Below are 20,510 nucleotides of genomic sequence, written 5' to 3'. Positions count from 1 at the left end.
TTGCATCAGCGATCGGCATTGTTCTGTTGTACAAGGGTCTTTCGACGCCTGCAGAGACTACGCTCGTAATAACGCCGATCTTTGCTGTGCTAGGGTATACGCAATGGTATCGACTGATCCCCGCGTTCTATCGAAGGCAAGGCGAGCGCGACCTCATGCAATAGCCGATGACGGTCACACGTTCGCCAGCGTGTACGTGCTTGCGCTCAGAAGCGCGTTGAAGGCTCGGCTCGTGCTGTCGGCGTCGTCGTCATGCACGGCTTCGGGAAAGCCTTCCAGCGACGAAAACCAGGTCTCATTCCAAGGGCCGCGAAGGACCAGCACGTTGCCCGCTTCAGCCTGAGCAGAGAACGGGCTGAACCGCGTGATCTTGTCACCGGATTCGGGTGACGACCGAACGGTGAACCCTGCCAGCAGCTTCGTCAGATTCGTGACCTGCGATTTGCCGGCCTGGCCCGGATCCTGCGGCAGGGAGATATGCACATCCTTGCCGTCGGCTTCGGCCGTGTTCTTGAGCAGCCGCTCGACTCCAGATGGCGACAGACGATCGCGGCAGTGGTGAGCAACGATGTACCGCCCGTCCGGGAGCTTCCCGATCTTGGTACCGGCGGTCCAGTCCGGATCGTTGCTCTCCGTCTTCGGTGTCGCGCCAAAGTCCCAACCGCGCATCCAGCGCGCGCCGGCGGGGATAGCGTCGACGACCTCACACCAGCCGCGGCGGAACAGAAGGCCAGCCGCCGGCCGGATCTTCCAGTTGCCGCCGAGGAGGCGCTCGCGTTCGACCGTCGGCAGGGCCATCAGGTTGGCGAGGTAGCCGGGATCGGCCGCCATGAGCGCGGCGTTGTCCGTCAGCTTCGCCGGAATGAAGGTTACCGACTTCGGCGGGATCGGCGTGCCGTCCACCGGGCTCTTGTATTCGGCAAGCTCTTCCGGGCTATCCGCCCAGATGACCGCATCGCCAATGCGGACGAACCAACGAAGCTTGCCAGCCCGCTCAGGAATTGGCAGCCCGGTGTCCTCGTTGATCCACCAGGAAATGAACTCGGCGACCCAGCTATCCGCATCCGGGTTGCAGGTAGCCCTGACATAGGGCCTGACACCGCACATCGATCGGTTACGCGACAGCAGGTACCAGAACTGCTTGGCGCTGAAGTGCGTCAGCTCGTCGAAGCAAATCAGCGGGATCTGCGAGCCCTGCCAGTTCGATACCGTCTTGTCGTGCTCGAGGTGCGCGAAACTGACCGACGCCCCAGACGGAAACGTCCACGACAGATCCGGCGCCACTCTCGGCTTTGCCATCAGGCTGGGATAGAGCTTTTCGCTCTCGTCCCAGAGACCGCCCTCGTTCCGGACCTGCACTAGCGTGCGCCGGAAGAACACGGCGCCGAACTGCGGATTCGCGACATGGCGCAGCGGCTCCATGAGCAGCGCCCATGTTTTCCCGCCGCCCGCCGAGCCGCCATAAATGGCGATATCCGCCGGCGAGGCGAGGAATGCTGTCTGCGGGCCAGCTTGGGGCCGGATGATCGTCTGGGCGCCCTGCCCTTGCTCAGCCTCTGCCATTATCGGGCAACTGGAAGATCGTCACCGGCGATACGGGTACCGGCAGGTCCTTTCCATCCTTCCCCGTCAGTTCGCGCCGGTTCGTGTAGGCGTTACCCACCTCTTCGGCTGCCTGCTTCATCAACGATGCTGCCAGCACCATGTTGCCCTGAGTTTCAGCCTTCTCCGCCATGCGCTGAAGAGCGCGAAGCCGAACGGCGCGATGGCTGATGGCGATGGTCGCCGTATCCTCGAGGAACGTCTTACGGGTCTCTTCGAACAGCAGCTTCCACTTCACTGCGAGGTTGCCGCCGGCCTTTTTGGTCGGGTCATATCCTTCGACCGATTGGCGCGTGATCGTCTCGCCGTATTCCTTCCTGACTGCCTCGACGACGATCGAGGGAGTGTCAAAGCAGGCGAGGCTCTGGACGATGAAGGTCTTTACCTCATCTTTAAGTTTGCCCTTGGCCATGTCTCGGTCAGGCTCCGGTCAGTTACGCGACCCTAAGCTGGCAGGTGCCGCATGCATGTGCGATCTGCACTCTGGCGATCTCGGGTTTCTGGTTTGCCGCATCGACCATTGCGCGGACACCGGCAGCATCTGCCCCATAGCGACGAACGACGCCGACGAACTCTTCAACGTCATGTCCACGGATGACGAACACCGGCCGGCCGGTCGACTTGCTGAACTTGGGAGCGCCGAATGCGTCGACGTCCTGGGCGGCGTGATAGAGCTCGTGCTCGACCAGCGCCATGAACTCGGCGTCTCCGCATTCTCGGCAGTATTCAGCGTCCAGCGTGATGATGAAGTCCGGCACGTGGCCGAACCACTGCTTGACCTGCATCTCAGCCCGGGCCCGGGACCACTTGCCCATCGTACCCTGCGGAGATCCTGTCTCGCACTGGCCGATGACGCGGCGGCCCTTCTTGCTGTTGCCGACTATGGTCCAGAGGAAGCCTATGTCTGCGGAGCGCAGGTGGAGATGGTCCGGGTTATGGACCGGTGAGGCTGGATCGAGGAAGGTCGCCTCTACCCATTCCGGCATGTCCTCGGCAACAACGAATGGTGAGCCGCTAACATCGAAAATAGTTGCCGGTGGCGCTGGTCGCTTCTGGCAGAGAGGCTGCCCCATTAAGGAACCGCGACTTTTCGAGCTCTTCGAGCACCGATCTGCTTGCCACTTCGCGTTGAGATTGAATACATCTACTTCACCTCAAAACGGAAAGGATCGCGCATGAACTGTCACAAGGTGAAAAACTGATATTGATGGCTCTTGCCGCAGAAAAAGATGGCAAGGAGGAGCTAGACTTGGGCTTCATCCGCTCCGCTATCTTAAGCGGCAATACATGGGCTCTCACGTGGCAGTTTCCCGGAATCCCCACGGACGACACAGACCCGAGAATAGCGGACGAGACTGCCGAAATCCTCGGTATGTGGTCTTACATCGAGCACAGCGTTCGCCAGCTTTCGCCCGCAGACAAAGCCCAGCTTGAGAAGGATGCGTACCCGTTCGACTTGGAATTCTCAGGATTTGATGGAAACCACGACGAACACCACGGCGTGGCGTCATTTATGATCAATGAGCTAGGCCGCTTTTCCGAATTCCGAGGTCGCCAGTTGAACTCCCATACCCAGAGCAGTCTTCCCTCTTATAGGAGGATGCTGCTGATCTACAACGAAGAGGTGCGTAGCCGCGGGTTGACTGCTGGCTCGCTGTCCGCGGAGAGCATTCTCAAAATAGTGAAGCCGGCGTAAATGGGCGATTAAGCCGTGGCTGATGTTCCATCCTCTACCCTCTCCTGAGGGCACAAGTTGAGACATCGGTTAGCCCGGAAGCGATTGACGGCGCTTCCGGGCAATTTCTCTTAATCGCCATGATTAGTCCCGCTAGCATCGCCTTCGGAGTTCGATGAAGCGGACGGCTCCGGATGTCAGGCTGCGAGCGGCCACGGTCATGTGGCCAGTGGAGAAGCTACTTCGAAGGGCGATCGGCGCCGGCATGTCGCGGGCTTCGCAGGTCAGTGCCATCTTGGCGATGTGGATCTGGACCGGAGCCTGATGGTCATCGAGGACCGAGGGCGGGGCGTTGATGCCAGGATCGATCGGCACAGACGCCGCGGCTGGCGTCACGATCATGGCGCAGGCAATCATTGCCAGGCCGGCGAAGATCATACTTCGGAAGCTGCGCATGCTTTTTCCTTTCTGGTGGACAATGAAAGCCCCGCTACCGGGTGAGCGGCGGGGCTACAGACTGCTACTGATGACTACCGGGAAGCCTCGCCGTAGCGAGGGCGCATAGATGTCAGCTCTTCCCGTCTGTGACCGCCCGGCGACCCGATATCGCCGGCTTGAGGCGGCCATCCGTTTTCACGGCGGCACGAATGAAGTACCGGGCGCACCATAATCGGCCCCGAAGGGTGGCAGCCTACCTGGGTTTTTGTCTGCCGTTTAACCGACTAACCACGACCTGTCGTCGTCCTGCCGTGGCTCGACCGACGCAGCCGCCGCCCGATCTCTTGAAAAGAAGGCGACCATCCTACCGCATAGATGGCGGTCACAGGGTGGTCGCGCTCCCAGCCCGGGTGCGAACGATGGCGAAACGCTGTCCTCGAACATTGCTGCCCGTGGTTGAGGGCGTATCAATTCACCACTTGCTTACATTGGCCCGCTGAGTAATCCTCCAACGGTTGTATCATGGAGGATGGGATGAGCGGCTTTACGGATGAAGAACGCGCGGCAGAGTTTAAGCGCCGCGACAATGCCATTAAACTGCGAGAGAAGGCCCAGGACACCTGGTTAAGATCCTGGGGTGTTGCCGACCGACAGCGGTCAGGCACAATTTGCATCCACTGTCAGAACCCGATGCCCTCGTGGGAAGCAACGGACCCCAAGAACCCTTTGTGCGACAGATGCCTCTGGTCGTGACATCGATCGGTGCAGTGATCACGGTGGATCAGATGGCAGATTACTGGCCCCAAATCATAACCGGCCTGTCGGGGCTGCTAGGCAGCATCATTGGCGCGACAGCAAGCTATTTGGCGCAGACCAGATCAAGAAATGCCGATATCGCCGCGCGACGGCGATCATTGGCCTTCGCCCTTGGCGCCGAGATCAAGTCCTTCCTTGAGATTACCGAGCGTCGGGGCAAGATTCGGATGGCCGAACACATGGCACGACAAGCTCGGTCTGGGATGGACGTTCAATTGCGTGGATTCCTCGCAGAGGAAGAGCGCAATCAGGGTCAATTCCCGATCTACACAGCGAACCTTTCAAGCATCGGCAGCCTCGGCCCAATAACCAAGGAACTCGTGCTCTTCTATGGCATGGTCAATGCTGTCTACCTGACCATCAAGCGAGCAGAGATTGGGGACTACGACACTTACACGCCTGCCGAAAAAGCCGATCTGATTGAGGGTGAAATCACAATCTGGCGTGCAGCTATAGATTCAGGCAAAAAACTATCCGAGACGTTGCTTGCTTTTTGAACCGGAAAGGCGACCACCCTACCGCATAGACGGCGGTCGATGGGTGGCCGCTCTTGACTTTGCTCGCGTCACCTATGTGCATCTCAGGGAGATCTGATGAGCAGGAAGAAATACCGGGCCAGCCCCAAACTCAGAGTCGAAAACGGGCGAAAGAAAGCCAAAATCGAGAGGATCAAAGAGCTAATCAGGCGCATCGAATTGCTGATGTCGCGATCGACGGGGACGCGATACTTCACTTACAAGCTCAAACGTCATCAGGCACAGTTAGCGATCAAAGCCATAAAACGTTCCATGCGCGGCAGGCCAAATCGTGGCGGCAAAACACCTTACATCGTCAACGCGAAAGGCGTGCAAGGTGGCGCGCCAGGCCTGGTTCAACAGAATCGATGATAGAAGCGGAGGCACCTGAGAGCCGAGAAAAAGGCGCATTTCTCCTATGCGCCGAGGGTGAACTTTCGGCAGCGGTCCGGCGAGTGTTCCCTACGTGAGGTCCGCAACTGTACAACCGCAAATCACTGCAGGAAATCTATACGGCCTCCCGGAGATTTTCAACATCAACATCGCTGGTGAGCGCTTTCAATTCACTGATTATATTCTGCACGCGCTCTTTGATCTGAGGGCTCAGAGAATCTATAGCTCTCTCGGCTTGCCCGACCATCGAGGCGCGCGCTTTTCTGCCCTTCGGCAGTATTTTTCGGAGCTGGCCCCTGAGGTGCTCGACCCGCCCCTGGCGCTCGTTCTCTTTCCGGCAATGCTGCTCATAGAGGAAGGTCTGCCGACGCTCATGCTCGGCGAAGTACAGCGCCTCGATCATGCCGTCTGGAAATTCGAGCGGACCATGGCCGCCAGCTCCGCCGCGGAGGAAGCACACCACACCGTCGACGCGGCGCAACTCCTCGAAGTTCAACCTGGGCAGGTTCACGAAGGCATAACCGACCAGGAATGGAAAGCGCTTCTGGATGAGCTTGTTCGTCCTGTGGTGTTTCAGTTCGGCGTAGAACGAGGGCATGAAGATGTCGAAGCCATCCTTGCGGCAGTTCCGCTCGATGATCGACTCCATGCGCCGGCTTTCCGGCAGCCGATCGTCGGCGGCGGCCATGCGCTGGTAACCTGGCGCAACCCTGATTGCATACCAACGTGATCTTCTCATTCCTGCACCTCGTTCTTCTTCAAGGACCTTGCCGCGTGGTTGCTGCAGTAGCGGCCTGTCGTTTCCGCTGCACAGAACAGATACGGACCGCCATTATTGATTGGCCAGCAGCACTGACCGGCCTTCAGTTCATGAAGCTGCTTTGAGGTAGGCAGCCGCTCGGCGCCGTCCGCCATGGCCGAAATTCCGACCTCGATCGCAGCAGACGCCGACGCGGGCGCGGGCAATTGCAGCGATTTACGAACGCGTGGCGCCGGCGCCCTAACTTGTAGCTTTCGCTTCGTCCGTTTCGGAAACAAGTCCCGGTTGCGGTAGGCAATTCCGACGAAAACGTTGCGGCTGCCGCCGAGAGCCTTGGCGATTTTCGAGGCTGACAGTCCGTCCCTCCAAAGCTTCGCGGCTGCTTCGATGAATGCCGGGTCATGCGTGGTCATGCTGCGCGCTCCTCTTCCACTGGCTCTACGGCGTCAATGTCCTCCTGCGCCTTGCGGCGGTAAGCCATCTGCTCGGCGCTGACCTCGCGAGCATCGGGAAGCGCCAACATGCGGGCGATCTCGTCGGCCCGCTCAGGCGATATCGGTTCGGCTGCTTGGACCTTCAGGCGCGTGTGCATGGCGCTCCGGTTCACGCGGACCGCGATCGGCGACCAGACCTCGTCGATGGCCCAAAGGAGGATTGAGCCGGCCGGCAGTTCCCTCGACCTGGCTAGCGTCGCGAACTCCTGATGATCGACGCCCTGGGCGACCAGATAGAAGCCTTTGGCCGCCAGTTCGTTGGCGCGCTCGCGCTGGGTGACACGCAAGTCCATCAGACCATGAGCGCTCGGCAACGTCCTGCTCACGCTGTCCTCGATCGCGCGAAGCGTCTCCTGCTTGCGGATGCGGTCCTCACGCAGGATTCGGCACTCGGCATTCGCCATGGCCGCCAGTTCCGCCGGCAGCGGGATGAAGGCCAGGTTGATGTTTTCGTATTCGCCGCGCTTGAGCTTCACGTAGGCTCGGCGCAGGCCGTAGACCGGGACGTTCCGCAGCGAGAGGCGGTATTCCTCGACGGGGTTCGCCGCGGTGATGCTTTCGGAGACCCGCATGCCGCCGCTCATGAGGCCTTCGATGCACTGGCCGATCTCGTCGGCACTGGCCGGGCCGAGCTTCTCAGTGAGAGCGGAAATCTCCTGCTGCAAGGTCGACAGTCGTGCCGGCAAATTCGTCATCTGGTTCACCGTAGAGTTCTCGTTTCAGCCTTGAGTGGATTTCGTGGTGGCGCTGCATGGAGGGGCTCTGGGGGCGCGGTGGCGCTTGCTGCGGATGCGATGGCCGATCGTCGTATTTGCCTTCGAGGATCGATACGAAGCTCTTCGGCTGGCAGAGGAAGTCGAGATCGGCGCGCCATCCTCGATCGTTCTCGCCGCGGCAGAAGCGGCTGCGGCCAATGCGCTCGATGGCGTCGAGGACGGCCGGCAAGCCGTGTTCCTCGATCCGCAGCAGCAGCGACCGACGGCGAGAAGCCGTGATGGCCTTGGGCACCGAAAGACCGGCCTGGCGAGCCATGTCCGAAAAAGCCGTGACGACCTGATCGACTTCGGCGGGGGAAGAGCCCCCTTTAGGGGGCGAAGGGGGAATAGGATTGGAGGGGTTAGGAAGGGGGGTGTGGGGGGGAACCTCAGGGGCGGAAAGGATTTCCGCGTCCACCTGATTTCCACCCGTTTCCACCGGACTTCCACCGGACAAAGAGGAATTCCGCTGTTTCCGCTTCCGTTCGCGATCCCACTCCCGCCGCTTATCCGCAGCATGGTCGACGGCCGGCGCGATGTCGCGTTCCATCTCGGCGACGGCAGCGACAATCGCATCGTGATCCATGCCGGCGGCGAGCATGTGCTTCAAAGCGGTGGCGATTATGCTCACTCAACCGCCTCCTGCTCACCCCAAACAGGAGCTTTCCCGAAGACGACTGGACCGTTCGCCAATTCCACGCGGATCTCGGTTACGGCTTCATCGACAATGTCCAGCCATTCGGATCGGTAGCGGCCACCTTCATAGCCCTTCTCCTTGATGTAGGCTCGGACGGCGTCGGCTGCGTCTTCGAGTGTCATGCTGCTACCTCCGAGGGGCAATGAAGGCCGCACTCGACGTCGTAATCCATGTCGTCGTCGGCATCGAAAAAGCTGGGGTTGGCTCGGACCTGGGCGACCAATTCCGCGACGAGATCGCGCTTATCGAACCAACCGTTCTGGCTGGCTTCTTGGTAAATCCACCATGGCGCCTCCGAAGGGTTGTCGCGGATGATCCGCTTTCGGATGCCTTTCCCTTTCTGGAAGCATAGGGTGCAGTTCCCCTCCCACGGGTAGAGACCTAAGTCGAACCCTTGCGGCAACGGATGCGTGAGGCGTTTCGGGTCTCGATTCTCGCCAAGCCAGAATTTCCAGATGTCAGGTTTACGGACCTTCGAACGGGCCAGCGGGTAAGCAACACGGCGGCCGTGTTTCTCGGCAGCCTCAAGGCCGCGAAAGATGCGAATCCCCTCATCGTCCCGAAGTCCTATGACCTCGGTAAACTCTCCCGGTTTCAGACTGAGTTTGTCTTCGACCAAGGAGAACATGACCTTGACTTTGAGGAACTCGGTGCACCATCGCTCGAAACCGTTAGGGAGGCGCTGTTTCCACGCGATCAGATCAGCAAAGGGCTCGCCGTTGCGGCTGGCGCTGTTGAAGCCGACTTCTTCGTATATTGGCTTTCCCCGCCGCCATTCGACCCAATGGATTTTGACGTTCCAACGAGAGCCGCATTCGTAGACGAAGCGAAGAGTTTCCTCACGTTCCTTGCCGGTATTGGCGAAGCAGACAATCACATCATCCGCCAGCTTCCCGCCATGCGCCTGCAGGATCTGATAGAGCATGTATGCCGAGGTGCGCCCGCCAGAGAACGAGATCAGCGCTGGGCCTTCGATGAAGTAAGCGTTCACGGCCATCAACCGCCCTTCCCTACATGACGTGCAGCGTGCAGGGTCCGGCACACGGCGTCTTCTCCGCAGGAGAGCACCTGGGCGATGTCGAATGTGTCGAAATGACCTGAATTCCAGAGGATGATGGCAGCGAGTGCCTGGCGTTCATCCATCTTGCCGCTCATGGCGGCCGAGCGAGATAGACGCTTGTCAGCGTGGCTGAGCGGGATCATGCAGCCACCTCATCGAATTTGGTCGCCTGGTTCCCGAACGCATGCCAGCCGGCGCGGCTCTCTCGAGCGAATACGTCAGCGCGCCGCGCGTGCGGCATCACCCGATCGCAGAGGTCATAGAACTCATCTGGCTTGCGGCTGTGCTCGCGCGCCACGCCGTCGAAGATGGTCGGCGGCACATGGGATTGCTTCGGGTTGCCGAGCGTGCCGACAAGCACGATCTCGCCGGTCGTGCGGACACGGTAGCCGGTTCCCATGCGAACCTTGCCGGCTGCCGTCGTCTTCCGCCAGGTCATGAAGCTCTTGTATTCGAAGCCCCATGCCTTCAGGCACTCGATGGCGAGCGGGAGATGCGGCGCGGTCGCCCATGAGTAAATCAAGCAATCCATGCTCGCGAGCTGCCCGACTGGCAGGTCGAGGATCTGCTCGGTCGTCATGGTCTCATACTGAGCAGACGCAGACTTTTTCGCGCCGGCGTCGCTGTAGAGATCGAACGGCCACGGGATATCGATGACGATCATCTCGTAATGGAGCGGGAGAAGCGGGTCGAAGAACCAATCGGTCACGCCTCACCTCCCGGCTCCTGGAACAAACACGGCCCAGTATCGGTTGCGCCATCAAAGAGGAGGCCTGAATGCCTAGGACGCCGATTCCGAAGCCCAATGACCCTGAATTCCCGCCAGACATGCCGCCGGATGTGCCGCCAGATCTGCCGGAGCCACCGATCGAAGAGCCAGAGCCCGACGTAGGCCCGGACGAGGCCCCCGACATCAGTCCGCTGCCCGGCGAGGAGATCCCGCAGAGGATGACCAACTGAGGTCGTACCTGCCCTTCCCGCTCTCATGCAGCCACCCTCGCCTTGCAGATGGCAATGACGGCGTCGAGCATGGCGATGTCGCGCAGCTTGTTTTCGGCTTCAGTCTCAGGACGGGGGCGCTTGGAGCGCGGGCCGTGATCTTCCAGCCAAGTGAACTTCTGGCGCTTCTGGGCTTCGGCCCATTCGATGATTGTGGCGTGCGAGATGGTCATGCGCGCGCCCTCGCCACATTAACCCTGACGCAACCCGAAGATGCGAAAACTCGCTCAATCGAGCGACGGGGGAAAGAATGTCTTGGGGTTTTGAGCGGGGCCGGATCTACAATCGCCGGGCAGATATACATGGCAGGTTTAACGGTCAGCAGCGCGGCGGGATCGTCACGCCCGCGGAGCATGCCGTCATCGTCATTTTCACCGGCGAGGAAGGTGAGGCACACGGTTATAGCGACCGGTGGCGCGACGACGGCGTCTTCGAGTATTTCGGTGAAGGCCAGATCGGCGACATGGTCATGCAGAAGGGCAACCGCGCGATCGCGGAACAGGCCGTCAATGGAAAGAGCATTCTGCTCTTCAAAATTCTGCCGAACGGCGTGGAATTTGAGGGCGAAATGATCTGCGAGGGTTACCAGACACGCCGCGCGCCAGATCGAGCGGGGAACATGCGGGACGCTTTCGTTTTTGAGCTTCGCCCAATCGACAATGTGACCACCGTCGTCGACGATATCCTCCCGGCCACCGACAACCTCGCAGAGCTGCGCAAACGTGCATTCGCGGCTGCCACCCCTGCTCCTGGCAAGGCTAAGTCGACGGCCACCGTATTCGAACGCAGCCGCGACGTTCGCGACTATGTCGTTGCCCGTGCCAAAGGACATTGTGAAGGGTGCACTCAATCGGCGCCGTTCCTCCGGACTAACGGTGTGCCCTACCTCGAGCCCCACCACATTCGCCGGCTCACCGACGGCGGGCCGGACGACCCGCGCTTCGTCATCGCGCTCTGCCCGAACTGCCATCGTCGAGTTCATTCGGGCGCCGACGGCGCGGAGTACAACGGCAAACTCCTGCTCAGCATGAAGGCGATCGAGGCCTAGTTGCCGCTGGGGCATTGAAACCATCATTGATCCTGTTCCTTCTCGCCTTCTTCCTCACGCAGCTCAGGCGCGATGGCGTATTCCAAGCGCCGCGCGAACCACACATCGAGTTCCGCGCGCTCAAAATCCCTTAAAGAAACGCGGGGATCGGCGTAGTAGAGATCCTTGGCCCTGCCTCGGTTCCAACCAAGATCAGCGGCGAGAGCTTCAACGCGTTCGGCCTTGCTAAGCCGGGGCCAGCGCTGTTCCGCAGCGTCTCTGACCCGTGTGGAGAGTTCCGCCTGCGCTTCTGTCTGAGCTGTCCGCTTGCGCTGCTTTTGAGTGGCGACTTCAGGTAGGTTCGGGATGAGGATGGTTTCGAACAGCGACCGCATAGCCGGCGTCTCTACGAACCATTCCCTCGCGAAGAGCGATTGAGCGAAGACGCCGTGAAGATGCGCTTCGACTTCCCTGCCTCCCGGCATATGCCCGACGAACTCCACGGGTACCGGCACAGCTGCAACAATCGCCTGAACTCGGGCCCGGAGATCGTCGGTGAAACCGATCTTCACGAGATTGTCTGATCGGAGAACATAGATGCTCATTGGCTGTCCTCGTCCTTCAGTTCAGGAGCGATGTACTCGACCCAGTCAGCGCGCTCGTTTGCGATGCGCTGCCACCGGCGAGCGAGCTTCAGCCGCACGGACAGCGGCAAGCTTCGCATCCAGGACAGCCAGACGGGCACGGATTTCTCGTTGTTCACGCTTGCTCTCCTCGATTGCTGCGATCCGCAGCGCGTCCATTTCTTCAGCGTCGATGCGGCGGGCCGATCCTTCCCAGATCGAACGCGCACGACGATGGGTGAAGTCTTTCCGTACGTGTTTGGAGATGAAACGCTGAGCTTCAAACAACAGGTTCTTGACACTGCCGTAGCGCTTCTCTGGAAATGCTTCTCTGAAAAGATTTTGCGCATAAGAAACATCGGACATTGCCTTATTCCTTTTCGCCTTGTCACGTTTGGACAAGGTCGTGTTTCTGAATTCCAGCACCTTGTGAGTCTCCTGTGAGATCGTTTCTCTTGTGAAGGAGAAGCGCATGCGCACAGGCATTACTTCCGAGGGAGAGGACCGGACCGCGCCAACGGCTGCCGGTCCCTCCCAAGTCTTTCCGCTTCGTAGGGGCTCCGCCGCAACGTCCGCCCCTACAGCCGGCGACGTGACCTCGTCGTCGCCGGCTCCCATCCCCTTGGGTGTCGCTGTTCGAGCCGTGGTCATGAACCTGGCGAACAAGCGCATCAGGTTGAGAGTTGCTGGCCCCGATCGGGAGGAGGAGGACCGGGACCAGCGTTGAGCGCCTCGGGAGGAGGTGAAAGCGCTCAATCCTTTGCCGTGTATCCGCGGCGGCGGAATTCATGGGCGATGAACCGGGACAGAAACGGCATCAGCAACAGCAGAAGCCAGATAGTCGCGCCGGTGGTGGCAATGGTGACCGAAAGAGAACTAGACATGGGGGACCCCCTTCTTGATCCGCTCGTCGTTGCCGAGATCCAGCGCGTTCATTGCTTCGACCCCCATATGTCTTCCCAAGCCGCCAGCACGGCGACGAACGGGAACATTGGGAACACCGGTAACAGGAAGAACATCAGTGGCATCAGGCAGCCCTCCTCTTGAGCGTTTCCTTGCCCTCGCCGACGCGCAGCTGGTCGACGAAGTCGAGGACGCTGCCCCAGTCCATGCTCTTCGCGCGGCCGCCCGTTCCGACCTTCTTCAGTTCGAACTTGTGGACGCGGCGGCGCAGCTCGTAGCCGCGGGAGAGAAGGAAGTGCTGCACGCCTTCGTAGGAGCCGGATTCGCCTTGATCGAACCGGCGGACGCCTTTCTTGGCGGCGAAGTCGGCGACCATCTGCGAAAGCTCTATGCGCGATACGTGGGCGCGATCGAGACCGACGCCCTTTTCAATCGCGCGCTGCGCCATGGCGTCTTCAGCTTTGGAGAGGCGGACAAAGGCGTTGAACATTTAGGCGACTTCCTCTTGCTGGCGCTTCGCAACGGTGCAGGCATGACAATGCTTGTCGCCATATCCGGCGCATGCTTCAGGGTTCCGGCAGTTCGGCCGGAGTGCGCTTCTGGGCTTGGCGGTGAAAGCGGATGCCGGAGTGACGGTGGCATCCGCTTCGTTACGTGCGGCGGTGGCGCGCTCCGCGCTGCGGTCTACATCTTCGCCTCCTGCGTTGGCGCTGGCGGCTTCCACCTCAGCGCTGGGGGATGCGGTTTCGCCTTGAGGGGACGAGGCGATTTCGGTGTGCTTGGTGACGATGTTCAGGCCACCGTCGGAACGGGGCTGATCGTCGAGGATTTCGCCGGTCTCGTGGTCGACGACTCCTGCCCCGTACTTCCTGGCGACGGCATCGGAGAGTGCGACGTGTTCTGCGTGCGCCTCTTCCGAGATCAGGCCAGCTGCAGCCAACTCGGCAGAGAATGCTTTGTTGTCATCCATAGCTTCGGAAGTGCGGCGCTTGGCGCGTGCTTCGCGGTCAAATTTCTCAATGTTTTCTCGTGCGCGGGCGGGCGCAGGCGCATGACCCTCGTATGCAGCCAGGTACAGATCGAAGATGGCGCCCTGCTCCGCAACGGTGTCATGGCCCTTCTTCGACACCTTGCGGAGGTGCGCGACGACGTTGCCCATGGCGGTCTTGTCGAAGCCCATGCTCTTGGCTTCCGCGTAGATGTCGCGGATGTCTTCGCCGATCGTGTCTTGCTCTTCCTTCAAGCGAAGGATGCGGTCGATGAAAGCTTTGATCTGAGCGTCGGAAGTCATCGCGCCGCCCTCGCATTCATCTCGTCGATCGAAGCGCGCCGAGCACGCCAGCCAACAGAGGGGGAACCAGCATGAAGCAGACGGTCGGCAAAACCCGGTTCAAGGGAGGGCCGGACGGTGTCGCACCGATCTTCGATCACGGCGCTCCGGCGCTGTTCAGCGACATCGTCACCGAGATCGAGGAAGTCGACGGGATCATCCGATTGACGTTCGCCACCCTCTCCCGAAACGGCGATGGCGTTGAGAAGGCGGTCATTGCCGTTCGCCTGAGGATGCCGAAGGACGTCATCTGGCAAATGTGCCGCGACCTGCGGGCGCTTGAGGAGAAGTGACGTCATGCCGCATTCTCCTGTTCAGAAGCTTCCATCGCCTGCAGGATGCGCTCGCGCGTCTGCGTCCTCGGTTCGCGCCCGTCTCTCAGCTGGAAGACGAAAAGCGGATCGCCTGCGAACTGCTTGCCGAACTGCGTCGGCGTCATGTTCCGATCGGCGATGAAGGTTTCCACCGTGGTCTTGAAAGCTTCGAGTTCGGACACCGCCCAATTCCTAATAGGACTATCACTATAATGATAGGTACATTCCTATTCGCTTCCTGTCAATTCCTATGCCAGTGATTTTTTCATGGACCAGGTGAGACGAACGATTCTGAAGCGGATGCAGGAGCGAGGCCTGAATTACAAAGAGGTCTCGCTGGAGCTTGGGAAGAACGCCGCCTACATGCAGCAGTTCATGGAGAGGAACATTCCGGCCAAGCTCAAAGAGGATGTCCGCTCACGCCTCTCGGAGATCCTGGACTTGCCGGAAGGCGATTTGGGAGCTCCTGAACGTAGCGACGGCCGGTCTACCGATGACAAGAGCAAAGACATTCCCGAGATTGACCTGGTCGCAGGCCTCGGCGCCGGCGGTTTCAGTGCTCTCGAGCAAACCAGCCGGAACGGCATCACCTTCGCGAAAGAAGTCGTCCGCGATCACTGGCGCCTTCCCGAGTGGATGCTGGCGAGGATGGGCGTAAAGGCGGCTCACGTTGCCGCCTTCCCGGCGCAGGGGGACTCTATGTCACCTACCATTGGTGACGGCGACGTAGTATTCATCGATACGCGTCATCGAGTGCCATCACCGGATGGCGTCTACGCGCTTGCAGATGAATTTGGCGGAGTCGTCGTGAAGCGCCTCGAGGTGACATCGCGTCCTGGCGCCGAGACGGTGACCGTGAAGATAATCTCCGATAACCCGCGCCATTCGGAGCGCGAGTTCACTCTCGACGAGATCCACATCGTGGGTCGCTACATCGGCCGCTTCACCGTCTAGCTGCGAGAAACCGCTCGTTTCGCACTTTGATATCGGCCACGACGATGCCGACAACTCTTTCGTTGAAATCATCCCTGCCGATCGTCTTCGATCCGTAGCGTGGGTTTTCCCTGGACAGACAAAGGGCGCCGCATTTCTCCAGCGTGTTGGTAACGCGGTAGAGGTCGAGCGAGAGGCCGTCGTCGATGAGGTAGGTCCCCTCTCCCTGATATGCAGTTACCGGTGCGAGAAGCGCATAATCGCGCCCTCCGCGGAGCGCCGGCTCCATCGCGTCGGATTTCACCGCATGGATGCGGAAGCGACCAGACAGGAGAGCTTCGGGCGGAAGGTTCGGATTAAATAGCTCATGCATTTTGCGCCTCGCTGCAACAGCTTACCGATTTTGGGTACGCCCTGCACGTTAACGCAGCAGTTGCATGTTCCGACAGAAGTATTTCTTTAAGGGAATATTTGTGGGTTGTCACAGAACTGTCATACTTTCCGCGACCGAGCGCCGAGCGCCTCAACCTTTAAGACAGCTTTCTAACAATCCACTGCTTATCCGCCGGCACTTTTCTAGGGTTCTCTGGAACGTAGTTTAGGGAATACTCAAGTTTCCGGCGATTTCGGCTCAACGCGGCACAGCTTTTGTGCCTGAATCGAACGGTCACTTTTTCCGTACTTGGATAACATTTCGTTATCTGGACAGTCCGCCTCGGAAACGTTCACGCCAGCCTCTTCCAGAGAAAAACCGATCGCGTATAGGCTAATTCCTATTTTTCCTATTGACATGTAAATAGGCTTTTTCCTATAGTCCTCCTATCGACACGGCAACTTCCTGCCGAAGGGGTTTGGACATGGGCACGATGGTTACCCGCTACCGCATTGAAGACGAGGTTGGCCGCGTCCTGACCGATGAGGGCTTCTTCTCCTACGAGGTCGACGACGCTCTGATCTTCCGTTCGGAAGAAGCTGCGATCGAGGAAGCCGCCGCCTTCCCCGGCACGACCGTCGAAGGCTTCGAGCGCTGGTCTGCCTTCCCTGATTTCCCTCTTTCAATTGCCGCCGAAAGGAGCGCCGCATGACCCCGCGCCGCGTGAAGCTGCACGAACTGTACCGCGAGATTGAAGCGCTCGGAGGCGGCTCGTTCTCCGCCGAGGACGAAGCTTATAACCGTGCGATCCTTGATGCCTGCGCGATCTTGCGCGCCTCCGGCTTCGGCGAGGGCTTCTACATCGATCAGCGCGAATACGAGAACCGCGTGCGGATATCGCATGGGGCGCGATTGGAGGCGGCAGAATGAAAGAGTGCCCCGCCGCCGCTTTCGGCTGCTCCTGCAACCGCTGCGTCAAGCCCGAGCCGGACCTGACTGCGCTCAAGCAGTTCAACCGAGCAACCTACACTACTGCTCTGTTCCTGATCTTCCTCGCGACTTTTCTCGGCGTGCTCGCCGTCGGCTTCTGGAAGACGGAACAGGTCCACCTTCAAATCGTCAAAGCCAGGAGCGTCTGACATGACCGCACCAGCAATCGAACACAGCATCCGCCGTCAGACCGAGGCGGCAAAGGCCCTTCTGGCCGATCTCCGCAACCGAGGCGCCGATGACGACGCCGAACTGGTCGCCGACACCATCGAAGGCGAAACGAACCTCATGGAGGCCATCGAAGAGGCAATCGCGGAACTCGACGAATGCGATGTTCTCGTGATTGGGCTCAAAGCCAAGGAAGCCGAGTTCGAGGCGCGCCGCAAGGCTGTCGAGAAGCGCGCCGAGCGCATCCGCACCCTGATCGAGCAGGCGATGCTCGCCACCGATCAGACCTCACTTAAGCTGCCGACGGCAACGCTGTCGCTCACCAAGCGCGCCGCCGGCCTGATCGTCACCGATGAAGCCGACATACCGGCCAAATACTGGGTTGAGCAGCCGCGCCCCGCGCCGAAGCTCGACAAGAAAGCTCTCACCGCCGATCTGCGCGAAGGCGGCGCCACCATTCCCGGCGCCACGCTCGACAACGGCTCGTTCTCTCTCACGGTCCGGAGGAAGTGACCATGAATTCTATCACCACGTTCGACCTGACGTCCAAGCAGATCACTTTGGTCAAGCAGACCATTGCGAAGGACTGCAATGACGAAGAATTCAACCTCTACATGGAAGTCGCGAAGGCCAAGCGCCTCGACCCGTTCCTGAAACAGATCATCCCGATGGTCTTCTCGAAGAACAATGCCGAGAAGCGCAACATGACCATCATCATCAGCCGCGACGGCCAGCGCGTTATCGCGCAGCGCTGCGGCGATTACCGGCCGGCGAGCAAGCCCCCGTCCTATGAGTTCGATCCGGGGCTGAAAGGTCCGCTGAACCCGCACGGCATCGTTTCCGCGACTGTCTTCCTGTGGAAGCAGGATCCGAAGTCTGGCGAATGGTACGAAGTCGCCGGGCAGTCCTTCTGGGACGAGTTCGCTCCGATCAAGGAGGAGTGGGCGAAGAACGAGCAGACCGGCAAGAACTACAAGACCGGCAATCAGACACTCGACGATAGCGGCAACTGGGCGCGTATGCCGCGCCTGATGATCGCCAAGTGCGCCGAAATGCAGGCGCTGCGCGCCGGCTGGCCCGAGCAGTTCACCGGTCTCTATGACGAAGCCGAACTGGACCGCGCCAAGGTTCTCGACCTCACCGCCTCTGAAATCGTCCTCAGGGAGCGCGAAGACAACCGGATGCGCGCGATCGGCGCCGACAACTCCATCACCGTCACCTGGGGCGACAACTGGGCGCTCGAAAACGTTCCGGTCGGGAAGTTCGCCGACGAGGTGATGCGCTTCATCAAGGAATCGACGCCTGAGACCGTGGCGAAGTGGCAGGACGCGAACCGAGAGCCGCTGAAGCGCTTCTGGGCTCTGCAGCCGGGCGACGCGCTCGCACTCAAGAAGGAAATCGAGGCGGCAATCGCGCGTAAGCCGAGCCGGCCGGTGGCGAAGGGGCCGTCCGACGCCGAGCTTCTCAAGCAACCGTTGGCGGCGGGCTGACCATGGGCGGCCCTGTCCTTCTTCAATGGAACGGCGAGGCCTTTGAGCCGGCGAACCGGCACTGGGCCCGCGAGTGCGACAAGCGCTTCGTGGTCGGCGAGTTCTATACGCTCGCCGACCACAACGACCGGAGCATGAATTCGCACCGGCATTATTTCGCCGCCGTCGCCGACACCTGGCGCAATCTGCCGGAGCACTATTCCGGGCTGCCGTTCGCCGAATCCGCCGAGCACCTACGCGCCTATGCGCTGATCCGGACCGGCTACTGCGACGCTCACACGATCGTCTGCAGCTCGAAAGCAGAGGCGGCGCGCATGGCTGCGTTCATCCGGCCGATCGACGCCTTCTCGGTCGTTGACGTCAAAGAGGCGACGGTCACCCGGTACGTGGCGAAAAGCCAGTCGATGAAGGCCATGGGCAAGCAGGAATTTCAGGAAAGCAAAACGGCTGTCCTCGACTTCCTCGACGATCTGATCGGCGTCGAGCGCGGCACAAGTCAACGAAATGCGGGAGCCGCAGCATGAAGAACCCGTTCCCTGTCAACCTTCAGACGTCCGAAGATGTGCGCAAGGCCGGTTGGCAGGCGGAAACCCGCGATGACGACGGCCACCTTTGCCGAACCCATGCGCCGTTCGAGACCGACGAGGAGATAGTCTGGCTGGTTCGCGAAGCGCTTGAGCACGGCGAGACCGTAACAATCTGGCCGGCGAAAGGCGGTGCGGCATGAACGCGATGCCCCTCAAGGCCTATGCAGTGCTCGAAAAGGACGAGTTCACCGGAGACATCTATTTCGCAAACCGCTCCATCGTCGCCGCCAAGGCCGGCGCTGCCGAGTATAGCGACGGCGAGCTGTCGTATGTCCAGTGCCGCCGCGCGCCGTGGGCCGACGCATTTGCCGGAAAGGGCGTCCCGGCAAAGGTTTCCGTCGATCATGGCTGGCGCTTCGAATGCAGCGGCTGCGGCATCACCATAGACGAAGATCTGGAGACGGAGCATCGTCTTCCCGTCTCCGGCGTCGTCGGAACGATGCACGGTGCTGTCTATTGCTGCGCGCGCTGCAAGTGGCGGCGCATGAAGAAGGAAGCCCGACGCCAAGAGGAGGAAGCGGCCGCCATCGACGATTTCAAGGCTATCGTCCGTCAGCGGTTCCCCGATGCCGAATTCTGCGACGACGAAGACAAGTTCCGAGGCCACCACGCCTACCTGACGCGATCCTGGGGCTCGCGCTTCTGGCACAGGGCTCAAATCATGGTCGCCTTCCGCTTCCCGGGCATGCAGATTGGCCCGGCGCACTTCCGCATGGACAGCCATCACAAGATCGGCCCGACGAACGCCTACTACACCTGCTGCAACGGCGATCGCGAAGCGTTCGAGGCCTACGCCAAATCAACGAAGGGAGCCGCGTGATGGCTGATCGCCCTATCCTCTTCTCCGGTCCGATGGTTCAGTCGCTCCTCGCCGGCCGCAAGACGCAGACGCGGCGTCTCATCAAGCCGCAGCCAACCGCGCCCTATTTGGAAAACGGCGACTGGTGGGATGAGACAGTGCCAGGCGCTGCAACACCAATGGTCGTGAAGGCTTATGTTGGAGACCGCTTATGGGTCAAAGAAACGCACGCTCGCGTTGGCGACAACGGCGATGATCACATGGCCTGCCCGGACCTTACCAAGCTGGTCTACTACCGCGCCGATGACGTGCAACCGGAGCTTTCTCGCTGGCGTTCGTCGATCTTCATGCGCCGGCAGGATTCGCGCCTGACGCTGATCGTCACCGACGTTCGCGTCGAGCGGTTGCAGGATATCAGCGAAGACGATGCCGCCGCAGAAGGGTGGCCGGCCCCTGAGCAGCGCGCGAGAACCGGCATCGCCGAGATCAAGGACGCCTATCCGATCGGCTGGTATGCATGGCTCTGGGACCAGATCAACGGGGCCGGCGCGTGGGACGCTAACCCTTGGGTTGCCGCCTACACTTTCACGGTCATCAAGCAGAACATCGACCAGGTCGACAGCGAGCGGACCGAATCGCGCCCTGCAGCGTCCTCGATAGAAACCACCAACAAGCAGCTCGACGCCTTGCAGCGGACGCGCAAGCTGACGGGGAGAGCATGATGAATTCAGCTCTCTCAAGTCTGATCGGGCGCCTTTTCACCTTTTCG

Annotated in this window: 37 protein-coding genes; 17 read left to right on the top strand and 20 right to left on the bottom strand. The window is 60.3% G+C overall.

Annotated features, from left to right (window positions below):
* Window positions 1-174: 174 nt before the first annotated feature.
* The 3 genes from terL to ATC00_RS17095 are packed head-to-tail and all read right to left on the bottom strand — an operon-like array spanning window position 175 to window position 2,588.
* Complete coding sequence (gene terL / locus ATC00_RS17105) at window positions 175-1,563, bottom strand: phage terminase large subunit (RefSeq protein WP_064253685.1); 1,389 nt, start codon at window positions 1,561-1,563, stop codon at window positions 175-177.
* Window positions 1,550-2,014, bottom strand: coding sequence for a DUF2280 domain-containing protein (locus tag ATC00_RS17100; protein WP_064253684.1), 465 nt, complete (start codon window positions 2,012-2,014; stop codon window positions 1,550-1,552). Before ATC00_RS17100 ends, terL begins: the two co-directional genes overlap by 14 nt.
* Window positions 2,015-2,036: 22 nt before the next feature.
* The gene (locus ATC00_RS17095) at window positions 2,037-2,588 is read right to left on the bottom strand and encodes a putative metallopeptidase (protein WP_234782336.1); all 552 of its coding nucleotides are present in this window, start codon (window positions 2,586-2,588) and stop codon (window positions 2,037-2,039) included.
* Window positions 2,589-2,809: 221 nt separating this feature from the next.
* On the opposite strand from ATC00_RS17095, the gene ATC00_RS17090 reads away from it, so the two are divergent.
* The gene (locus ATC00_RS17090; protein ID WP_064253682.1) at window positions 2,810-3,298 is read left to right on the top strand and encodes a YfbU family protein; all 489 of its coding nucleotides are present in this window, start codon (window positions 2,810-2,812) and stop codon (window positions 3,296-3,298) included.
* A 132-nt stretch (window positions 3,299-3,430) separates the two neighbouring features.
* Here the strand turns inward: ATC00_RS17090 and ATC00_RS17085 are convergent, their stop codons facing one another.
* Window positions 3,431-3,733: a hypothetical protein gene (locus ATC00_RS17085; protein WP_064253681.1), complete on the bottom strand. Its 303-nt coding sequence runs from the start codon at window positions 3,731-3,733 to the stop codon at window positions 3,431-3,433.
* A 767-nt stretch (window positions 3,734-4,500) separates the two neighbouring features.
* Between ATC00_RS17085 and ATC00_RS17080 the strand changes: the two genes are divergently transcribed.
* A complete protein-coding gene (locus ATC00_RS17080) occupies window positions 4,501-5,028 on the top strand; it encodes a hypothetical protein (RefSeq protein WP_153045230.1) in 528 nt (175 codons plus the stop codon).
* Window positions 5,029-5,124: 96 nt separating this feature from the next.
* The gene (locus tag ATC00_RS17075) at window positions 5,125-5,418 is read left to right on the top strand and encodes a hypothetical protein (protein ID WP_064253679.1); all 294 of its coding nucleotides are present in this window, start codon (window positions 5,125-5,127) and stop codon (window positions 5,416-5,418) included.
* 136 nt (window positions 5,419-5,554) lie between these two features.
* Here the strand turns inward: ATC00_RS17075 and nusG are convergent, their stop codons facing one another.
* The 8 genes from nusG to ATC00_RS17035 are packed head-to-tail and all read right to left on the bottom strand — an operon-like array spanning window position 5,555 to window position 9,914.
* Window positions 5,555-6,178 (bottom strand): transcription termination/antitermination protein NusG, encoded by a 624-nt coding sequence (gene nusG / locus ATC00_RS17070; protein WP_064253678.1) that lies wholly within the window; start codon window positions 6,176-6,178, stop codon window positions 5,555-5,557.
* Window positions 6,175-6,612, bottom strand: coding sequence for a GcrA family cell cycle regulator (locus tag ATC00_RS17065; protein WP_064253677.1), 438 nt, complete (start codon window positions 6,610-6,612; stop codon window positions 6,175-6,177). Before ATC00_RS17065 ends, nusG begins: the two co-directional genes overlap by 4 nt.
* Complete coding sequence (locus tag ATC00_RS17060) at window positions 6,609-7,388, bottom strand: hypothetical protein (protein ID WP_064253676.1); 780 nt, start codon at window positions 7,386-7,388, stop codon at window positions 6,609-6,611. Before ATC00_RS17060 ends, ATC00_RS17065 begins: the two co-directional genes overlap by 4 nt.
* Entirely contained in the window at window positions 7,330-8,049 is a 720-nt protein-coding gene (locus ATC00_RS33555; RefSeq protein ID WP_234782340.1) for a DNA replication protein, read from the bottom strand. The genes ATC00_RS17060 and ATC00_RS33555 overlap by 59 nt, the downstream gene beginning before the upstream one ends.
* Window positions 8,050-8,075: 26 nt before the next feature.
* Entirely contained in the window at window positions 8,076-8,267 is a 192-nt protein-coding gene (locus tag ATC00_RS17050) for a hypothetical protein (protein WP_064253675.1), read from the bottom strand.
* Window positions 8,264-9,142, bottom strand: a complete 879-nt coding sequence (locus ATC00_RS17045; protein ID WP_064253674.1) for an adenine nucleotide alpha hydrolase family protein — start codon at window positions 9,140-9,142, stop codon at window positions 8,264-8,266. The genes ATC00_RS17050 and ATC00_RS17045 overlap by 4 nt, the downstream gene beginning before the upstream one ends.
* Window positions 9,142-9,348: a hypothetical protein gene (locus tag ATC00_RS17040; protein ID WP_064253673.1), complete on the bottom strand. Its 207-nt coding sequence runs from the start codon at window positions 9,346-9,348 to the stop codon at window positions 9,142-9,144. The genes ATC00_RS17045 and ATC00_RS17040 overlap by 1 nt, the downstream gene beginning before the upstream one ends.
* Complete coding sequence (locus tag ATC00_RS17035; protein ID WP_234782335.1) at window positions 9,345-9,914, bottom strand: MT-A70 family methyltransferase; 570 nt, start codon at window positions 9,912-9,914, stop codon at window positions 9,345-9,347. The genes ATC00_RS17040 and ATC00_RS17035 overlap by 4 nt, the downstream gene beginning before the upstream one ends.
* 68 nt (window positions 9,915-9,982) lie before the next feature.
* Between ATC00_RS17035 and ATC00_RS17030 the strand changes: the two genes are divergently transcribed.
* Window positions 9,983-10,165, top strand: coding sequence for a hypothetical protein (locus tag ATC00_RS17030; RefSeq protein WP_064253672.1), 183 nt, complete (start codon window positions 9,983-9,985; stop codon window positions 10,163-10,165).
* A gap of 23 nt (window positions 10,166-10,188) precedes the next feature.
* Here the strand turns inward: ATC00_RS17030 and ATC00_RS17025 are convergent, their stop codons facing one another.
* Window positions 10,189-10,377, bottom strand: a complete 189-nt coding sequence (locus tag ATC00_RS17025; RefSeq protein WP_064253671.1) for a hypothetical protein — start codon at window positions 10,375-10,377, stop codon at window positions 10,189-10,191.
* 77 nt (window positions 10,378-10,454) lie between these two features.
* Here ATC00_RS17025 and ATC00_RS17020 point away from each other — a divergent pair, with 77 nt between their 5' ends.
* On the top strand, window positions 10,455-11,252 hold the full coding sequence (locus tag ATC00_RS17020) for an HNH endonuclease (RefSeq protein WP_064253670.1): 798 nt from the start codon (window positions 10,455-10,457) through the stop codon (window positions 11,250-11,252).
* A gap of 23 nt (window positions 11,253-11,275) precedes the next feature.
* On the opposite strand, the gene ATC00_RS17015 is transcribed toward ATC00_RS17020, so the two are convergent.
* Together ATC00_RS17015 and ATC00_RS17010 are read right to left on the bottom strand one after the other, a co-directional pair.
* Entirely contained in the window at window positions 11,276-11,836 is a 561-nt protein-coding gene (locus ATC00_RS17015) for a GIY-YIG nuclease family protein (protein WP_234782334.1), read from the bottom strand.
* A 45-nt stretch (window positions 11,837-11,881) separates the two neighbouring features.
* On the bottom strand, window positions 11,882-12,340 hold the full coding sequence (locus ATC00_RS17010) for a hypothetical protein (RefSeq protein WP_064253728.1): 459 nt from the start codon (window positions 12,338-12,340) through the stop codon (window positions 11,882-11,884).
* Here ATC00_RS17010 and ATC00_RS33550 point away from each other — a divergent pair.
* The gene (locus ATC00_RS33550) at window positions 12,327-12,581 is read left to right on the top strand and encodes a hypothetical protein (protein ID WP_064253669.1); all 255 of its coding nucleotides are present in this window, start codon (window positions 12,327-12,329) and stop codon (window positions 12,579-12,581) included. The genes ATC00_RS17010 and ATC00_RS33550 overlap by 14 nt on opposite strands.
* A 25-nt stretch (window positions 12,582-12,606) precedes the next feature.
* Here ATC00_RS33550 and ATC00_RS33835 read toward each other — a convergent pair whose 3' ends face one another.
* The 3 genes from ATC00_RS33835 to ATC00_RS16995 form a co-directional block, all read right to left on the bottom strand.
* A complete protein-coding gene (locus ATC00_RS33835) occupies window positions 12,607-12,738 on the bottom strand; it encodes a hypothetical protein (RefSeq protein ID WP_268801733.1) in 132 nt (43 codons plus the stop codon).
* Between the two features lie 143 nt (window positions 12,739-12,881).
* Window positions 12,882-13,247 carry a hypothetical protein gene (locus tag ATC00_RS17000; protein ID WP_064253668.1) on the bottom strand — a complete coding sequence of 122 codons (366 nt, stop codon included), beginning with the start codon at window positions 13,245-13,247 and terminating at the stop codon, window positions 12,882-12,884.
* Window positions 13,248-14,048, bottom strand: coding sequence for a DUF2312 domain-containing protein (locus tag ATC00_RS16995; RefSeq protein WP_064253667.1), 801 nt, complete (start codon window positions 14,046-14,048; stop codon window positions 13,248-13,250).
* A 71-nt stretch (window positions 14,049-14,119) separates the two neighbouring features.
* On the opposite strand from ATC00_RS16995, the gene ATC00_RS16990 reads away from it, so the two are divergent.
* Entirely contained in the window at window positions 14,120-14,380 is a 261-nt protein-coding gene (locus ATC00_RS16990; RefSeq protein ID WP_064253666.1) for a hypothetical protein, read from the top strand.
* 2 nt (window positions 14,381-14,382) lie between these two features.
* Here ATC00_RS16990 and ATC00_RS32805 read toward each other — a convergent pair whose 3' ends face one another.
* On the bottom strand, window positions 14,383-14,583 hold the full coding sequence (locus tag ATC00_RS32805) for a hypothetical protein (protein WP_064253665.1): 201 nt from the start codon (window positions 14,581-14,583) through the stop codon (window positions 14,383-14,385).
* An 85-nt stretch (window positions 14,584-14,668) separates the two neighbouring features.
* Here ATC00_RS32805 and ATC00_RS16980 point away from each other — a divergent pair, with 85 nt between their 5' ends.
* Window positions 14,669-15,355 carry a S24 family peptidase gene (locus tag ATC00_RS16980; protein ID WP_064253664.1) on the top strand — a complete coding sequence of 229 codons (687 nt, stop codon included), beginning with the start codon at window positions 14,669-14,671 and terminating at the stop codon, window positions 15,353-15,355.
* Here ATC00_RS16980 and ATC00_RS16975 read toward each other — a convergent pair.
* Window positions 15,345-15,707 (bottom strand): hypothetical protein, encoded by a 363-nt coding sequence (locus ATC00_RS16975; RefSeq protein ID WP_064253663.1) that lies wholly within the window; start codon window positions 15,705-15,707, stop codon window positions 15,345-15,347. The genes ATC00_RS16980 and ATC00_RS16975 overlap by 11 nt on opposite strands.
* 484 nt (window positions 15,708-16,191) lie before the next feature.
* On the opposite strand from ATC00_RS16975, the gene ATC00_RS16970 reads away from it, so the two are divergent.
* Genes ATC00_RS16970 through ATC00_RS16930 form a run of 9 tightly spaced genes read left to right on the top strand, consistent with a single transcriptional unit; the run spans window position 16,192 to window position 20,463 of the window.
* A complete protein-coding gene (locus ATC00_RS16970; RefSeq protein ID WP_064253662.1) occupies window positions 16,192-16,419 on the top strand; it encodes a hypothetical protein in 228 nt (75 codons plus the stop codon).
* Entirely contained in the window at window positions 16,416-16,637 is a 222-nt protein-coding gene (locus ATC00_RS16965; RefSeq protein ID WP_064253661.1) for a hypothetical protein, read from the top strand. Before ATC00_RS16970 ends, ATC00_RS16965 begins: the two co-directional genes overlap by 4 nt.
* Window positions 16,634-16,846 carry a hypothetical protein gene (locus ATC00_RS16960; RefSeq protein WP_064253660.1) on the top strand — a complete coding sequence of 71 codons (213 nt, stop codon included), beginning with the start codon at window positions 16,634-16,636 and terminating at the stop codon, window positions 16,844-16,846. Before ATC00_RS16965 ends, ATC00_RS16960 begins: the two co-directional genes overlap by 4 nt.
* 1 nt (window position 16,847) lies before the next feature.
* On the top strand, window positions 16,848-17,378 hold the full coding sequence (locus ATC00_RS16955) for a siphovirus Gp157 family protein (RefSeq protein ID WP_064253659.1): 531 nt from the start codon (window positions 16,848-16,850) through the stop codon (window positions 17,376-17,378).
* A gap of 2 nt (window positions 17,379-17,380) precedes the next feature.
* On the top strand, window positions 17,381-18,355 hold the full coding sequence (gene bet, locus ATC00_RS16950) for a phage recombination protein Bet (protein ID WP_064253658.1): 975 nt from the start codon (window positions 17,381-17,383) through the stop codon (window positions 18,353-18,355).
* 2 nt (window positions 18,356-18,357) lie between these two features.
* The gene (locus ATC00_RS16945) at window positions 18,358-18,879 is read left to right on the top strand and encodes a hypothetical protein (protein ID WP_064253657.1); all 522 of its coding nucleotides are present in this window, start codon (window positions 18,358-18,360) and stop codon (window positions 18,877-18,879) included.
* Window positions 18,876-19,082, top strand: coding sequence for a hypothetical protein (locus ATC00_RS16940; protein ID WP_064253656.1), 207 nt, complete (start codon window positions 18,876-18,878; stop codon window positions 19,080-19,082). Before ATC00_RS16945 ends, ATC00_RS16940 begins: the two co-directional genes overlap by 4 nt.
* Window positions 19,079-19,762, top strand: a complete 684-nt coding sequence (locus tag ATC00_RS16935) for a hypothetical protein (protein WP_234782333.1) — start codon at window positions 19,079-19,081, stop codon at window positions 19,760-19,762. Before ATC00_RS16940 ends, ATC00_RS16935 begins: the two co-directional genes overlap by 4 nt.
* Window positions 19,762-20,463, top strand: a complete 702-nt coding sequence (locus ATC00_RS16930) for an ASCH domain-containing protein (protein WP_064253655.1) — start codon at window positions 19,762-19,764, stop codon at window positions 20,461-20,463. The genes ATC00_RS16935 and ATC00_RS16930 overlap by 1 nt, the downstream gene beginning before the upstream one ends.
* Window positions 20,464-20,510 lie beyond the last annotated feature (47 nt).

The organism is Sinorhizobium americanum (assembly GCF_001651855.1).
Taxonomy (GTDB): domain Bacteria; phylum Pseudomonadota; class Alphaproteobacteria; order Rhizobiales; family Rhizobiaceae; genus Sinorhizobium; species Sinorhizobium americanum.
Note: the sequence above shows the minus strand (reverse complement) of the source record. Positions and strands in the feature narration are given on the sequence as shown.

Excerpts from the sequence above, each read along its gene's own strand:
- terL (WP_064253685.1), bottom strand. The coding sequence starts at position 1,563 with ATGGCAGAGGCTGAGCAAGGGCAGGGCGCCCAGACGATCATCCGGCCC.
- ATC00_RS17100 (WP_064253684.1), bottom strand. The coding sequence starts at position 2,014 with ATGGCCAAGGGCAAACTTAAAGATGAGGTAAAGACCTTCATCGTCCAG.
- ATC00_RS17095 (WP_234782336.1), bottom strand. The coding sequence starts at position 2,588 with ATGCCGGAATGGGTAGAGGCGACCTTCCTCGATCCAGCCTCACCGGTC.
- ATC00_RS17090 (WP_064253682.1), top strand. The coding sequence starts at position 2,810 with ATGGCTCTTGCCGCAGAAAAAGATGGCAAGGAGGAGCTAGACTTGGGC.
- ATC00_RS17085 (WP_064253681.1), bottom strand. The coding sequence starts at position 3,733 with ATGCGCAGCTTCCGAAGTATGATCTTCGCCGGCCTGGCAATGATTGCC.
- ATC00_RS17080 (WP_153045230.1), top strand. The coding sequence starts at position 4,501 with ATGGCAGATTACTGGCCCCAAATCATAACCGGCCTGTCGGGGCTGCTA.
- ATC00_RS17075 (WP_064253679.1), top strand. The coding sequence starts at position 5,125 with ATGAGCAGGAAGAAATACCGGGCCAGCCCCAAACTCAGAGTCGAAAAC.
- nusG (WP_064253678.1), bottom strand. The coding sequence starts at position 6,178 with ATGAGAAGATCACGTTGGTATGCAATCAGGGTTGCGCCAGGTTACCAG.
- ATC00_RS17065 (WP_064253677.1), bottom strand. The coding sequence starts at position 6,612 with ATGACCACGCATGACCCGGCATTCATCGAAGCAGCCGCGAAGCTTTGG.
- ATC00_RS17060 (WP_064253676.1), bottom strand. The coding sequence starts at position 7,388 with ATGACGAATTTGCCGGCACGACTGTCGACCTTGCAGCAGGAGATTTCC.
- ATC00_RS33555 (WP_234782340.1), bottom strand. The coding sequence starts at position 8,049 with ATGCTCGCCGCCGGCATGGATCACGATGCGATTGTCGCTGCCGTCGCC.
- ATC00_RS17050 (WP_064253675.1), bottom strand. The coding sequence starts at position 8,267 with ATGACACTCGAAGACGCAGCCGACGCCGTCCGAGCCTACATCAAGGAG.
- ATC00_RS17045 (WP_064253674.1), bottom strand. The coding sequence starts at position 9,142 with ATGGCCGTGAACGCTTACTTCATCGAAGGCCCAGCGCTGATCTCGTTC.
- ATC00_RS17040 (WP_064253673.1), bottom strand. The coding sequence starts at position 9,348 with ATGATCCCGCTCAGCCACGCTGACAAGCGTCTATCTCGCTCGGCCGCC.
- ATC00_RS17030 (WP_064253672.1), top strand. The coding sequence starts at position 9,983 with ATGCCTAGGACGCCGATTCCGAAGCCCAATGACCCTGAATTCCCGCCA.
- ATC00_RS17025 (WP_064253671.1), bottom strand. The coding sequence starts at position 10,377 with ATGACCATCTCGCACGCCACAATCATCGAATGGGCCGAAGCCCAGAAG.
- ATC00_RS17020 (WP_064253670.1), top strand. The coding sequence starts at position 10,455 with ATGTCTTGGGGTTTTGAGCGGGGCCGGATCTACAATCGCCGGGCAGAT.
- ATC00_RS17015 (WP_234782334.1), bottom strand. The coding sequence starts at position 11,836 with ATGAGCATCTATGTTCTCCGATCAGACAATCTCGTGAAGATCGGTTTC.
- ATC00_RS33550 (WP_064253669.1), top strand. The coding sequence starts at position 12,327 with ATGCGCACAGGCATTACTTCCGAGGGAGAGGACCGGACCGCGCCAACG.
- ATC00_RS17010 (WP_064253728.1), bottom strand. The coding sequence starts at position 12,340 with ATGCCTGTGCGCATGCGCTTCTCCTTCACAAGAGAAACGATCTCACAG.
- ATC00_RS33835 (WP_268801733.1), bottom strand. The coding sequence starts at position 12,738 with ATGTCTAGTTCTCTTTCGGTCACCATTGCCACCACCGGCGCGACTATC.
- ATC00_RS17000 (WP_064253668.1), bottom strand. The coding sequence starts at position 13,247 with ATGTTCAACGCCTTTGTCCGCCTCTCCAAAGCTGAAGACGCCATGGCG.
- ATC00_RS16995 (WP_064253667.1), bottom strand. The coding sequence starts at position 14,048 with ATGACTTCCGACGCTCAGATCAAAGCTTTCATCGACCGCATCCTTCGC.
- ATC00_RS16990 (WP_064253666.1), top strand. The coding sequence starts at position 14,120 with ATGAAGCAGACGGTCGGCAAAACCCGGTTCAAGGGAGGGCCGGACGGT.
- ATC00_RS16980 (WP_064253664.1), top strand. The coding sequence starts at position 14,669 with ATGGACCAGGTGAGACGAACGATTCTGAAGCGGATGCAGGAGCGAGGC.
- ATC00_RS16975 (WP_064253663.1), bottom strand. The coding sequence starts at position 15,707 with ATGCATGAGCTATTTAATCCGAACCTTCCGCCCGAAGCTCTCCTGTCT.
- ATC00_RS16970 (WP_064253662.1), top strand. The coding sequence starts at position 16,192 with ATGGGCACGATGGTTACCCGCTACCGCATTGAAGACGAGGTTGGCCGC.
- ATC00_RS16965 (WP_064253661.1), top strand. The coding sequence starts at position 16,416 with ATGACCCCGCGCCGCGTGAAGCTGCACGAACTGTACCGCGAGATTGAA.
- ATC00_RS16960 (WP_064253660.1), top strand. The coding sequence starts at position 16,634 with ATGAAAGAGTGCCCCGCCGCCGCTTTCGGCTGCTCCTGCAACCGCTGC.
- ATC00_RS16955 (WP_064253659.1), top strand. The coding sequence starts at position 16,848 with ATGACCGCACCAGCAATCGAACACAGCATCCGCCGTCAGACCGAGGCG.
- bet (WP_064253658.1), top strand. The coding sequence starts at position 17,381 with ATGAATTCTATCACCACGTTCGACCTGACGTCCAAGCAGATCACTTTG.
- ATC00_RS16945 (WP_064253657.1), top strand. The coding sequence starts at position 18,358 with ATGGGCGGCCCTGTCCTTCTTCAATGGAACGGCGAGGCCTTTGAGCCG.
- ATC00_RS16940 (WP_064253656.1), top strand. The coding sequence starts at position 18,876 with ATGAAGAACCCGTTCCCTGTCAACCTTCAGACGTCCGAAGATGTGCGC.
- ATC00_RS16935 (WP_234782333.1), top strand. The coding sequence starts at position 19,079 with ATGAACGCGATGCCCCTCAAGGCCTATGCAGTGCTCGAAAAGGACGAG.
- ATC00_RS16930 (WP_064253655.1), top strand. The coding sequence starts at position 19,762 with ATGGCTGATCGCCCTATCCTCTTCTCCGGTCCGATGGTTCAGTCGCTC.